We start from the raw sequence: 13883 nt of genomic DNA on the forward strand, positions 1-13883 counted from the left end.
TTATACTTGTTGAAAAGATAAACTAATCAATTTCGAGACAAAATCAATTTATTGTTTTAAGATTAATTGAAGAATATATCTTTTCATATCTACTAGACGGAAGTATTTGGGTTTTATGCTTGTACCCGCAATTATTAATGGGACATGTGATTCTTGTCTATGCAAAGAACCATGAGCTGCACCACTTATATGAAAGGGTGTTGACTGTGCCTTAAAGTCATGGCCAGGTTTAGCATTTACAATAATATAACGACCTGAATGGGAATTTAATGCACTATTAAGTCTAGCTAATCCATCTGGATATTGCCCGTAAGACACCTCTTTATCATTTATAAGTCGTAAATCTAGAATTTCATGATTTCCCTTTAACTTCCATGTTTGATTATATACATCTTTATATTGTCCACATGAAGAAAAGTGTAACTCCCCGTCTTTTATACCTGAAGTAACATGTACTGAATTTTTATCTTTCCAAGCAATTATATCAATTCGAGGATCGCTTTTAAGTACTTTACTCACCTTATACAAGGGTAACGTTTTGTCCAATACATAGATATACGCCATTCGTTGATTTACACATATGACAAGTTGATCTCTCCTATTGACTTTGCGTTCAATTCTAGATATCCGAAATTCCTTCAATATTTTCCGCAAATCTATAACATATTTTTGATAATTTCCACCCGTTGGAGAATGGCCATTATCACCCATTACCATCCAAATGTTTTGTTTAACCGCGTCCTCCCAGCTCGGATACAAATTGAATATTTTTTGGATTTCTTTATCTATTTTTGCAATGCCTTTGATATCCATGGGACCACGAAAATGAATACGAGCATCTAAATCTTGAAAAATACAAAATGTAAAGCTTGGTAATTTATTTTTTTTAACTAAATAACGTAATTCCTTAGCTGTATATTTATGATTACCTGCTGCGATTTGCTTTGTAAACCCTCTCATTCGTATTTTAGAGAAAAGACCTAATGAGAAAATCGGAGGAGCATTGGTTGTCCATTTTCCATCTTCAAATCGAGTAAATGTAGATAGTAATCGAGGAACCTGAAGTCGTTTTGGACTATTTCCACGATAAACAAATGAATTAATTGAAGCAGAAGGAATTCCTTTATTAGCTAAGTCTTCATATATTGTCGAAACATTATTACTTAAGTGCTCATTATTTAGCCGATAAAGCATATTATGAATAGATTTACGCACGCCTATCCGAGACGTTTCACGTAATCCAGTCCCATAATTAATGATTTGCTTACTCGTATCATCATACCAATTTAATCCAGGAATATGATGTTTATCAGCATATGCTCCTGTTATAAGTGTACTGTCAATTGTTACCGACATCGTTGGAAAAGAACTGACCATATTAGGAATATAAAATCCTTTCTCCATTAAAAATTGTAAGGCTGGTGCATGTCCTGTTTGAGTCGCTGTTTCTAATGGCAAGGACATCAAAGAGTCGATATTTAATAAGATAATTGGCTTTTGATTCTTTGAATACTGTTTCATTCTTCATTTTCATCCTAACTATAATGTCGATAAATACTAGGGTGATCTAAATTAAAAAACATTATTTTTTTATAATCAAATCTAATATTTCTATCATTGATCTTTTCTCTAAACTACTATGATATCTATCCAAGTTAGCTTGATATTTGCTACGTCTTGCTTTGTTAGAGAAAAAGCTCACAATCTGATTTTCGACGGATTGGTTATGTAGATTGATTGGAATAACTAACCCTAAACACTTTAATTGATCTAAATTTATTCTCTCTTGGCCGGGTAAGGAATTACTAATAAATATGACTTTCTTCTTTTTCAAACATTCACTTACAGTGACACCTCCAGGTTTTGTAAGTACAGCATCTACTTTATCGTAAATCCGATTCATTTCCTGTTTACTATTAATATAAGGCATAGGCGTAATCCTTATATTTCCCTTTTTCTTTAATGTGTCATACAAACGTTTATTTTTTCCGCATAAAACATAATAATGCAGATTTTTATATGAAGAATAGTGTGGTAGCAATTCTTCTATATCTCCTACTCCGAGACTTCCTCCAGTTACCAATATATTTATCTTATTGGCTTGAAAAGTAATCAATTTTGGGTAAAATGCTGCATGTACTGGTATTCCGGTTACAAATATGTTTTGTTCCTTCACTCCTTTACGCATTAAATGAAACTTTACGTGTACAGAAGGAACAATATGATAATCAATACCATCTATCCCCCATATATTATTAACAAAATAATCCGTATAGACGTTTACGATAATAGCACGAAGCTGATGCGTACTTTTTAATTGCCCTGCCAGATAAGAAGGGAGTGCATGAGTACAAAAAAGAATATCAGGTTTGGTTTCTTTCATTAGTCGCTTAAAAAAAGAGCGAAACAAAAACTCAAATAAAAATTTTCTATTATTCGTTAATTTGCTATTAGCTACTTGACGGTACATCCAATTATACGTCCTTGGAATATACCTTATCCATAATAGATACGTATTTGAAACTAACCTTTCTAACTTTCCATAGCTGTATGCAAGAATATCTACTTTTTCAGATTGAATAGTATGATCACTCTTAGTAAGTTCGTCCATTAAAGCTTCCGCTACATGATGATGACCTGTAGGAATTTGCATAAAAGGTAGAAATAAAGCCTTATTATTACATTTCATATGCTCAGCTCCATCTAGTAGAATGGTAATTGTTCATTAAATTTTTCTTAGACATTAATAAATAGACGGGGTCTTTTATACTTGTATTTGCAATAAAATGCATTGGAGAGATTGCATATTTTTTATACGTACGATAATAATTATTTTTAATGTCAAATACTTCGAACCCTAACTTATTCGCTCCTTTAGACAATGAAGTAATCCCAATGATCCCCTTAATTTCATTACTTTTTTCATGAAAGCTTATATAATTTGCCAATACAGGTAATGCACGTTTTATTTCGTGGTAAATATATATAGCCTTTTTAAATTGGTTATCTGTTTGTCGCATTTTATTTAGTATCTTTACATTATGAAGGTGAATTTTTATTAATAGATCGTGTTTCCGAATAATGGTGCCATCTTGCAAAACTACGTCATATCCTTGGTAATTAGTTAGCCGAACGCGAAACAAAGTATTATTACTATTACTTTGATTATTTTCAGAAACGTTATGTAATCTTGAACATGTGCAATATATTGGATCAATTATATTCCAGATATCTAATAAATAATTTCTCATTAGGTTCTCCCTACAATAGGTTTGTAAAAATATGTAACTTGTCCCTTACGATCATTTACCAGTAACAATGCTACCAAACATGAATTTTATTTTATATGATTGTTATTTTTTACTATTTAAATGTATTTTAATCGTATGTTTTTCAATAAATTTAATTTATACTATATCTGGATCAATTTCATAAAGGTATTAATTATGAATGTTGTGCTGTTTGATTCATCATTAAGATATTCAAGAGTCTAACCTTAGCCTTTTGTCATTTCTTATTTAGATTTTTTCTTTTTTAATCCTATTGAAATATTAAGATAGGATAGTGCTTAAAAATAATTACATTAAAAAAAGGTGATTTTCGTAATTACACGAAAATCACCTTTTTTTATTAAACTCGTTTTCTTAAAACATAAAAGCTAAATGTATCTGATCGAAAATAATTGGATGAGTACAGAACCGGCTCATCGTCACTCGTATAATGCACTTGCTTTAATAAAAGTAATGGTTGATCAGAAGCATAATTTAAAATACTATAAATCCGGTCATGATAACTTACTGGTTCAATATATGTAACCGCATATGCAACACGTTTTTTTGTATAGGATTCAAACACATTAAAAATAGACGATTCATCACGTAATACTTCGATCGGAATCAAATCGGTAGGAATCTTATCAATACAAAAGACTACTGGATCATTATCAGCCGTACGAACACGTTCAATTTTAGATAATGATGTTAATGACTGATTGTTAAATTTCAAGCGATCTTCATCAGTTGCTTGAACAACTTCTGCAGATAAATATTGTGTACCTGCTACTTTTCCAGAACGTTCAATCATCTGTGTAACACTCGTTAATTCTTCTATCCCTGATGAAAAAATCGGCTTCGGGTTTACAAAAGTTCCTACACCGTGTCTCCTAGTTACTACATTATCTTCTTCTAAAATACGAAGTGCCTCTCGTAAAGTTGCTCTTGAAACACCTAAATGTTTTGACAATTCATATTCCGAAGGGAGCTTTTCATTCTCAAGGTAAACGCCATTATCAATTTCTTTTCGAATTTCATCAATTACTTGCAAATATAAATGTCTTGCATCCGCACGAATAGACATCTATTCACCTCCACTGCTGCCTACTACGAAATCGTTTTCTTGCATACTAAAATTTATATTACCATTCTTCTCAAAAGAAATAAATCCCTAATACTTTGGTAAATTTCATCAAAATGTGATCCTTATTCATGATACCACTAGAATAAGGATCACCATGAATATCTTTACGAAGAAGTGGTTTGTTCTTCTGTAGGTTTAGGCACCAAGACTGCCCTTGGTTTACTACCTTCATATGGCCCTACTATTCCTCTGTCTTCCATAGCATCAATCAGTCTTGCAGCTCTAGTATATCCAATTCGGAAACGACGCTGTAGCATCGATACACTAGCACTTTGCATTTCTGAAATAAGTTGAACTGCATCCTCATAAAGATCGTCATCAACCTCTTCAACTACTTCATTTGTTTCTTCTGGAATCATTTCTTCTTGATAAGAAGCTTTTTGTTGCTCCACACAATGATTTACGATACGTTCTACTTCTTCATCAGATAAAAATGCACCTTGAACACGTGTTGGTTTCGAAGAACCTACTGGCATAAATAACATATCGCCTCGACCAAGTAATTTCTCTGCTCCTCCAGAATCAAGAATGGTACGTGAATCAGTGGAAGAGGACACACTAAATGCAATACGTGACGGAATATTTGCCTTAATGACACCAGTAATTACATCTACTGAAGGACGTTGCGTCGCAATAATTAAATGAATTCCTGCTGCACGGGCCATTTGTGCTAATCTCGTTATAGAATCTTCCACGTCATTCGACGCTACCATCATTAAATCTGCCAACTCATCAACAAGCACAACAATATAGGGTAAATGTGGTTGCTGTTCTTCAGCTGCAAGATTTTGCTTACGAATATATTCGTTGTATCCTTCAATATTTCTTGTCCCAGTCTCGGAAAACAAATCATAACGTCTCTCCATTTCAGCAACAACTTTTTTCAACGCTCTCGATGCTTTCTTTGGATCTGTTACAACTGGTGCTAGCAAATGCGGAATACCATTATAAACGTTTAGCTCTACCTTTTTAGGATCAATCATCATCATTTTGACTTCGTGTGGTTTTGCACGCATTAAAATACTTGTAATTATCCCATTTACACACACACTTTTCCCACTTCCGGTCGCACCTGCAATTAATAGGTGAGGCATTTTATTTAATTCACCTACAACTGCCTCACCTGAAATGTCCCTACCAAGTGCATAGAGAAGTTTTGATGTCTTATTAGACCATGTTTTATCTAACACTTCTCGTAAAGAAACCATTGCGATTTCTTTATTAGGAACTTCTATCCCAACTGCGGATTTCCCAGGAATTGGTGCTTCGATACGAATATCTTTTGCAGCTAAAGCAAGTGCAATATCATCATGAAGGTTAACTATCTTACTTACTTTTACCCCAGCTTCAGGATATACTTCATATTTCGTAACAGCTGGTCCAACATGTACTTTTGTAATTTTTGCCTTTACACCAAAGCTTGTGAATGTTTTTTCCAACTTACGTACTGTAGCTTGAATTTGTGACTTTTCTTGCTGTTGAGAGTTATAAGATGGATCTGCTAATAAATCAGGCATAGGAAGTTCGTAATCATGATTCTCCCTTGCTGTCATTGGCATTGCTTCATCTTTACTATCGTCGGCTAATTGATCAGATTGCCCTTGCTCATTTTTCGTACTTTTCCCTTGTTTTGCTGGTATTTTATTGTCTGTCGCTTGCGGTGGATTATTTTGATAAGCTACATCCGTAAAATCATTGATAAATGGTTCTTCTCTTTCCGACACTTCGATCTCTGTCATCATATTATCTTCTGAGTCTTGTTCAGCTTGTCTGCCTTCATCATCGATATATGCTTGTTGTTTCCTTTCTTTTCTTTCAGATTGATACTGAATCCATTTTGCCTTAGCTAAATTACTAACAGCTTTTACCTTAGTAAATATTTTAGAAGTGACTTCTCCAATTGATAAATTTGTAAGGAAAATAGCACCAATTAATAAACAAAATACTACAACAATCTTAGACCCCGTAATGGAGAACATATAGTGTGAAAACGTGAAGAGAATCGCCCCAATCATCCCTCCACCAGTTTGGACCAATGTACCAGTTCCATTTACATAATCAAAAAATAGCGTCCAACTCATACCTATAATGGAAGTATTATCTGTTGTAACTAATAAACTCTCCAGTATTTGAATATGTGTCAACATTAGTACCCCAGCTAATAGAATATAGAATCCAATCATTCTACGATGCAGGAAATCTGGTAATTTACGTTTTACTAATAGGTAAAATCCAGTTATAAGTAGAAATACGGATGCAATAAAGTACCAAATACCAAAGAAGAATTGAAATAAATTCTCCAGCCATCCTGGTATAGCACCATCACTTAATGCTGCTGCTCCGCTACCAAATATTGCAAGAAATATAAGAAGTAGGCCAACTAACTCTATCTTTAATCGCTTTACTTGCTTAGAACTTTTTCTTTTTTTCTTTCTTTTTTTCGCGGCCATTTTCTCACCCCAACATCTATTACTTTTACGAATAGCAAACCCTTGCCCACAAAAACGGCAAGGGTTATTCTACTTCCATTATAGCATAGATTTGGGAAAAATCGGTATCAGCTAATAATTCTTCCAGGTAAAAAATCATCATTTAAGTAATCATTTGGATCTGTTGATAATAATTGGTTTATTTGATAGTTTCCATTTTCTTGACGTGTAGCATAAATCGTCTTTCCTTGATACATTAGAGCTTCAACACCTTGATAGGAACTTGGATCAGCTGGAAATACATCATGATAACTTAATGGTGTGTATAAAATCATGAGATATCATCATCTCCTGGCTTTTGTTTTGGTCCAATTAGCTCATTTAACTTGTTCATCGCTTCCTTAACTCCGCCAACATCATTAATTAAACCAAACTCAACCGCATCTTTACCAACCACATTTGTTCCAATGTCACGCGTCAAATTGCCTTGGGCAAACATTAATTCCTTGAACTTGTCTTCCTTAATATTTGAGTGATTTACGACAAATTCGATGACTCTTTCCTGCATTTTATCCAAGTATTCAAACGTCTGCGGCACACCAATTACTAGACCGGTTAAACGTATTGGATGTATGGTCATTGTTGCTGTTGGCACAATAAAGGAATGATCAGTAGCAACCGCTATAGGAACTCCTATAGAGTGTCCGCCTCCAAGTACAATAGACACTGTAGGTTTCGATAAGGAAGATATCATTTCAGCAAGTGCCAAGCCTGCCTCTACATCTCCACCAACTGTATTTAGCAATATAACAAGCCCTTCTATTTTGGGATTTTGTTCAATCGCAATTAATTGTGGTAACAGATGTTCGTACTTTGTTGTTTTATTTTGAGGAGGTAACTGCACATGTCCTTCCACCTGGCCAATAATAGATAGAACATGAATATTCGAATCTGGTGCTTGCGGAACATTTGCTTGTCCGAGCTGTTGGATTTTTTCAACCAACGAAGAAGAATTATTACCTTTTTCCTTTTCTGGTTTGTTATCATCATCGTTCATATGAAAACTCATACTAAAAATCCCCTTTCCTACTACTTATCTCTAGTATGAGCACAAACAAGTAAAACATACTTCAGTAGGATCACTTATGAATATATAACGATATTTCACACGATCCGAACTGAGTCGATGTATACCAACAGGCTGTTAGTCATGAAATATTAAAGCATTCTAGTTATTACTTTAAAATCGTCAAAATTAAAAATAGCTGAACGACCAGATTAGTTCTGACTATCGCTCAGCTGTTATTTGCTTATTTCTATTCACTTAACTTTCCTGTAGTTCTTCGGTAACACTAAGACCAAATACATCATGTAATGCATTTACTGCAGTGACTAAATCGTCATTATGCACGAGTACCCAAATTGTGGTATGACTATCTGCGGACTGCAGAATTTGCACACCAGAATCAGTTAATGCCTGCACGATTTTAGATGCAACACCAGGTACGCCACTCATCCCTGCACCTACTGCAGATACTTTAGCACATCCTTCTGTTACCTCTGGATGGAACCCTAGCATTTCTAGTATCTCAATTGCTTTTATTGTTAATGCGTCCGGAACCGTATAGACGACACCAGTCGGGGAGATATTAATAAAATCAACCGATATACCCGCTTCCGCCATCGCTTTAAATACTTCTGATTGAACACGATAAGCTGATTCTTTCGTTTGAACTTTAATTTGCGTTACTGGTGAAATATGTGCAATGCCGGTTATCATTCGATCAGGTATATCCATTCCTAGCTCATGTACTCGAGATGAAGTAACTAGTGTACCTAACTGTTCGGAATAAGTAGAACGGATACGCATCGGAATTTTACCTTGCATCGCAATCTCTACCGCGCGTGGATGAATAACTTTAGCCCCTTGATATGCTAAATTACATATCTCCGTATAAGTTACCACATCAAGAGGTCTTGCATTTTTTACTACACGCGGATCAGCTGTCATAATACCTTCCACGTCCGTGAAAATTTCAATTCGTTCCGCAGCTAAAGCTACACCTAGAGCTGCAGCAGAAGTGTCACTACCACCACGTCCGATGGTTGTTATTTCACCAGACTCACTTTGTCCTTGGAATCCAGCTACAACAACTACATCATGTGTCTCTAATTCTTTTAAAATTCTAGAAGGATTTACTTCTTTAATTTTTGCTCGATTGAAATCTTCATTCGTAACAAAGCCTGCCTGCGCTCCAGTTAAAGCAATTGCAGAAATATGGTTTTTTTGAAGTTCATTCGATAAAACTACAGAAGAAATCACTTCTCCACAAGACATAAGTAAGTCAAGTTCTCGTTGAGAATTTGTATTCGTAGGGAAGTCTACAAGTCCAAGTAGACTATCAGTCGCATAAGGATCTGGTTTTCTACCTAAAGCGGATACTACAACAACGAGTTTATATTCTTGAACTAATGCCTCACGAATATGGCGAATGACATGCTCTCTGTTTTCTGCGGATTGTACCGAAGTTCCTCCAAATTTTTGGACCATCACTTGCACTTTAAAACACCTCTATAAGTTATCCAAGTTTGATTACTGGATGATTGTATTTTTGAATTCGATTATTTTTTTAACCATTGATTCTCAATTAATGTTTGTGCAATCTGGACTGTATTCCAAGCTGCCCCTTTTAATAGATTATCAGATACTACCCAGAGATGGAATCCTTTATCTTCATCTAAATCTTTACGCACACGACCAACAAACACTTCTTCTTTCCCTTCAGCTGATAGCGGAGTAGGATATATTTGAGTCGCTGGATCATCTTCTAAGATAATTCCATCTGCTGATTCTAGTAAATTCCAAATATCTTTTACTTGCACACCTGCTTCCTCGACTTCTACATACACACTCTCTGCATGAGAAGTAACAAAAGGAAGACGTACACATGTTGCTGCTACATGTAATGTATCGTCATGTAAGATTTTTTTCGTTTCATTAATCATTTTCATTTCTTCAAAAGTATATCCATTTTCTTGGAATACATCAATTTGTGGTAAAGCATTAAAAGCAATCGGATAATGTTTTTCATCACCTTTTACAGGAAGTAAATTAGCTTCCAATGCCTCACCATTAAGTTGTTGTTGTGATTGTGTTTTTAATTCATCGATTGCTTCATTTCCTGCACCAGATACTGCTTGATAGGTAGAAACAATAAGTTTATTTAATCCATACTTTTCTTTAATTGGTTGTAGAGCAGCTACCATTTGTATCGTAGAGCAGTTTGGATTTGCTATGATACCTTGATGGTTTTTTAAGTCTTCTGGATTAACCTCTGGAACGACTAAAGGTACATCTGGATCCATTCGGTAAGCACTCGTATTATCTACTACTACTGCCCCTCTTTTTACTGCTTCTGGAGCAAGTTGCTTGGATACAGATCCTCCAGCAGAAAATAGAGCAATATCTACTCCTTCAAAAGATTCAGGTGTAGCTTCTTCTACAATAATTTCTTTTCCATTCACTGTAATAGTAGAACCAGCTGAACGTTTTGATGAGAGTAATTTTAAATTGTTAATTGGGAATGATTTGTCTTGTAATAGTCCGATGATTTTCTGTCCTACAGCGCCTGTCGCGCCAACTACTGCCACGTTATATTTTGTTTCCTGTGTCATTAAAATGACTCCCTTCCACATTCTAATTCTGTTCTCTAGTACACTATTCTAACATACTTTACTCTTGATAAGGTACAATTATCGGCTGAAGTTGTTTTCCTTTTAAAGCTTCTTCCACTGCTGGGATTAGAAAATCTAATTTTGAAGATAATGAGTTTGGTTTTTTAAAAGGATTATCCTGCCCAAATGGAATGAAATAGATATTTTTGCTATTTAATAAAGTAGCTAAATTAGCTGCATTTAATCCTAATGCATCGTTTGTAGTCATGCCTAATACAACAGGATGATTATTTCGTAACGTAGATTTTGCTGCCATTAATACACTGTTATCTGTATGAGCGTGTGCAAATTTACTCATTGAGTTACCTGTTAGTGGTGCGACAACCATAACATCTAACGGACGATTAGGACCAAAAGGTTCTGCTTCTGGAATGGTACGAATGACGGGATGTCCTGTTATTTCCTCTAAACGCTCGATATGATCAGATGCTTTTCCGTGCTTCGTATCTGTATATTGAACTGTTTCTGTAGCAAAAGCAACCACTTCAGCATCCAGTGAGATAAGCTCCTCAATTTTAGGAAATATGTGTTCAAACGTGTGATGAGAACCAGTTAACCCAAACCCAATTCGTTTACCATTAAGAGTCATGATTCGCTCCTCTCTTCATCTAATATTTGATTAACTACATCTGCTAAGATTTTCCCAGCGGTTCTTGGAGCAACAATTCCCGGAAGACTTCTTGCTAATATCGCATTTATACCTCTTCTTTTTGCATACGTAAAATCTGTACCTCCTGGCTTAGACGCTAAATCAATAATTACCGCATTGGTTGGTAAATGTTGTATAGATTCCTTCTTAACAACAAGTGCAGGTATTGTGTTAATCAAAATATCACACTCAGACGTATATTCTGACATTTTATTAAATGGGATCGCTTGTAAGCCCATTTCCGTAATACGTGCTAAATCTCTTATACTTCTCGCACATACAGATACATGTGCACCTAATGCAGAAAACTTATTGGCTACAGTATTTCCTACTCTTCCAAAACCAACCACCATCACCCGTGATGAATGAATCGTTTGATCTGTTTGTTCAAACGCCATCATAATTGCACCTTCTGCTGTTGGAATTGAATTATAAATGGCTACATCATCACGTTCTAATAATGGAATTAGTTTTACACCAGCATTTTTCGTTTGTTCTGTTAAATAATCATTCGTTATTCCTGTAAACACAACACACGTTTTCTTCAATTGTTGAAACCAATCAGGTTCTAAATGAATTTCTTTATCTGTAAACACAGTTTCGATTTTTCCATTCTGATCTGTTCCTGTAATCGGTAATATAACCACATCTAAAGTCGATGGATCTAGTTCATCTAATTCCACTTCATTTAACCCTGTAAATCCTTGCTCTAATTTATCAAATCCACATAAAAGAAGCTTATTATTCGGCACATTTTTTAATTGCTTAATAAGCTCTAAATATCTTGCATCTCCACCAATTACTGCTATTAATCGATTCATAAGGATTATAAACCTCCAAACTCCCAGTTCCATTATTCATTTTTCTTTATAGCTTATGTGTTTAGCTGCTGAGAGTGAATATTTTCCTACGATTAATGCAAAGAAAAAGGCTATTGTCACTCCAATCGTGACAAATAGCCAATTTTTAAGAATCCATCAGTTCCGTATCGATCATAATCATGTCTTCACCAATTTTCCGAATGGATTTCCAGTTAATCTTTGTCTCTTCTCCTTCTTTAACAAGTCCAAACCATTTATAACTTGGGATAATAAAAGCCTCAATCTGTCCGTTTTCTTCATTTATCTCTAAATCTGTTTGTCCTAAAACACCGAGACGTTTTCCTTCGCTTACATTGATTATCTCCTTATCACTCATGTCACGAAACCGCACCACAATATCACTCCTATATCACATACTTTTTAATCAATCTTATGCAACAGAAGAAGCATTCATGATAGTACAAATCCGAAACAAACTAGAAATATGCTCGATTATTCTAAAGAGATATTCTTCATTGCCTAAAAGGTTGAATTTGACTGATAAAAAAAGAACCCGCCCTCAAAACATTCGCATTTAAACTGAATTTTGCAATTATAGTATTGACTCATATTCTAATTGATGCTAGGAGCAATTAAAGCTCGAGACGCTTTCTCCTTAAAAACTTCAGTAATTACTTGTTGAATCGTATCATGATTCACGGCATCTATTTCCTGTATCATTTCATCTAGAGTACGATGCCTTTTTAATAGTAATTCATTTCTACCATTTCGAGACATACGGCTATTAGTACTTTCTAGACTTAGCATTAAGCCGCCTTTTAATTGCTCTTTACTATTCTTAAGTTCTTTATCTGTTAAGCCATTTTGAATTAGAGTGTCCACCGTCAATTGAATCGTATCTTCAAGGACTGGTAATTGTTCTTTACCTGTTCCACCATAAATAGTTAGTAATCCACTATCAATAAATGTGGAATGATAAGAAAATACTGCATAAGCAAGCCCTTGCTTTTCACGAACATCCTGAAATAATCTCGAACTCATGCTGCCACCTAAAACATTATTCATAATAGTTAAACTATACAATAACGGATGACCTTGCTCTAATCCTTGATAACCAAGGCATAGATGCGCTTGTTCAGTGTCTTTATGACGATCGATAGACTCACCCAAAAATGTAGGTTTAATCATTTCAGTCGGATTAGATTTACCTGTGTAACTCCCAAACGAAGAATCAATTGTTTTCATAAATGAAGCATCTACATTTCCAGCTACAGAAATAACCACTCGTTCTGGAGAATAAGCATGCTCAATATATTCTTTTAATTGAGTTGCATCGAAAGAAAGTAATTGTTCTTCTGTACCTAGAATTGGATAACCTAATGGATGTGTCCCATATGCTGCTTTTGCTAATAAATCATGAACAATATCATCCGGTGTATCTTCATACATTTTTATTTCTTCTAATACAACTTTTTTCTCTCTCTCCATTTCTTCTGGATCAAAAGTAGAGTTAAAAAACATATCTGCTAATATTTCCAAAGCATATTCTTTATGTGTGTCTAATACTTTCGCATAGAAGCATGTATATTCCTTGGAAGTAAATGCATTTATTTGACCTCCAATAGAATCAAATTCTTCAGCAATATCTTGTGCGGATCTTGTTGCTGTCCCTTTAAAAAACATATGCTCTAAGAAATGAGAGATTCCATTGTTTAGTTTGGTTTCATTTCTAGATCCAGTTAATACCCAAATACCAATTGTTACTGAGCGTACTGCTGGAATTTGTTCGTGTACAATTCGTAGACCATTATTACATGTATGTCTTTCTATCAC

13 protein-coding genes are annotated in these 13883 nt (G+C 34.8%); all 13 read right to left on the reverse strand.

Going from position 1 to position 13883, the window contains the following annotated elements; translation table 11 throughout:
- Positions 1-48 precede the first annotated feature (48 nt).
- On the reverse strand, positions 49-1521 hold the full coding sequence (locus tag ABC346_RS14540) for an alkaline phosphatase family protein (RefSeq protein ID WP_413235523.1): 1473 nt from the start codon (positions 1519-1521) through the stop codon (positions 49-51).
- 61 nt (positions 1522-1582) lie between these two features.
- The gene (locus ABC346_RS14545; RefSeq protein ID WP_413235524.1) at positions 1583-2689 is read right to left on the reverse strand and encodes an MGDG synthase family glycosyltransferase; all 1107 of its coding nucleotides are present in this window, start codon (positions 2687-2689) and stop codon (positions 1583-1585) included.
- A gap of 4 nt (positions 2690-2693) precedes the next feature.
- Positions 2694-3251 carry a YkoP family protein gene (locus ABC346_RS14550; protein WP_413235525.1) on the reverse strand — a complete coding sequence of 186 codons (558 nt, stop codon included), beginning with the start codon at positions 3249-3251 and terminating at the stop codon, positions 2694-2696.
- Between the two features lie 379 nt (positions 3252-3630).
- Positions 3631-4356 carry a GntR family transcriptional regulator gene (locus ABC346_RS14555; RefSeq protein ID WP_413235526.1) on the reverse strand — a complete coding sequence of 242 codons (726 nt, stop codon included), beginning with the start codon at positions 4354-4356 and terminating at the stop codon, positions 3631-3633.
- A gap of 164 nt (positions 4357-4520) precedes the next feature.
- Positions 4521-6866 (reverse strand): FtsK/SpoIIIE family DNA translocase, encoded by a 2346-nt coding sequence (locus ABC346_RS14560; protein WP_413235527.1) that lies wholly within the window; start codon positions 6864-6866, stop codon positions 4521-4523.
- Between the two features lie 107 nt (positions 6867-6973).
- On the reverse strand, positions 6974-7180 hold the full coding sequence (locus tag ABC346_RS14565; RefSeq protein WP_413235528.1) for a YlzJ-like family protein: 207 nt from the start codon (positions 7178-7180) through the stop codon (positions 6974-6976).
- Positions 7177-7914 carry a ClpP family protease gene (locus tag ABC346_RS14570; RefSeq protein WP_413235529.1) on the reverse strand — a complete coding sequence of 246 codons (738 nt, stop codon included), beginning with the start codon at positions 7912-7914 and terminating at the stop codon, positions 7177-7179. Before ABC346_RS14570 ends, ABC346_RS14565 begins: the two co-directional genes overlap by 4 nt.
- Positions 7915-8169: 255 nt before the next feature.
- Positions 8170-9405 (reverse strand): aspartate kinase, encoded by a 1236-nt coding sequence (gene dapG, locus ABC346_RS14575; RefSeq protein ID WP_413235530.1) that lies wholly within the window; start codon positions 9403-9405, stop codon positions 8170-8172.
- 62 nt (positions 9406-9467) lie between these two features.
- A complete protein-coding gene (asd, locus tag ABC346_RS14580; protein WP_413235531.1) occupies positions 9468-10520 on the reverse strand; it encodes an aspartate-semialdehyde dehydrogenase in 1053 nt (350 codons plus the stop codon).
- A 58-nt stretch (positions 10521-10578) separates the two neighbouring features.
- Positions 10579-11169 (reverse strand): dipicolinate synthase subunit B, encoded by a 591-nt coding sequence (gene dpaB, locus ABC346_RS14585; protein ID WP_413235532.1) that lies wholly within the window; start codon positions 11167-11169, stop codon positions 10579-10581.
- Positions 11166-12050, reverse strand: coding sequence for a dipicolinic acid synthetase subunit A (gene dpaA, locus ABC346_RS14590; protein WP_413235533.1), 885 nt, complete (start codon positions 12048-12050; stop codon positions 11166-11168). The genes dpaB and dpaA overlap by 4 nt, the downstream gene beginning before the upstream one ends.
- Positions 12051-12195: 145 nt before the next feature.
- Complete coding sequence (locus ABC346_RS14595) at positions 12196-12441, reverse strand: YlmC/YmxH family sporulation protein (protein ID WP_026133767.1); 246 nt, start codon at positions 12439-12441, stop codon at positions 12196-12198.
- Between the two features lie 221 nt (positions 12442-12662).
- Positions 12663-13883, reverse strand: coding sequence for a M16 family metallopeptidase (locus ABC346_RS14600; RefSeq protein WP_413235534.1), 1221 nt, complete (start codon positions 13881-13883; stop codon positions 12663-12665).

The sequence above is a fragment of the Oceanobacillus phoenicis genome, from assembly GCF_047238145.1.
GTDB lineage: Bacteria > Bacillota > Bacilli > Bacillales > Amphibacillaceae > Oceanobacillus.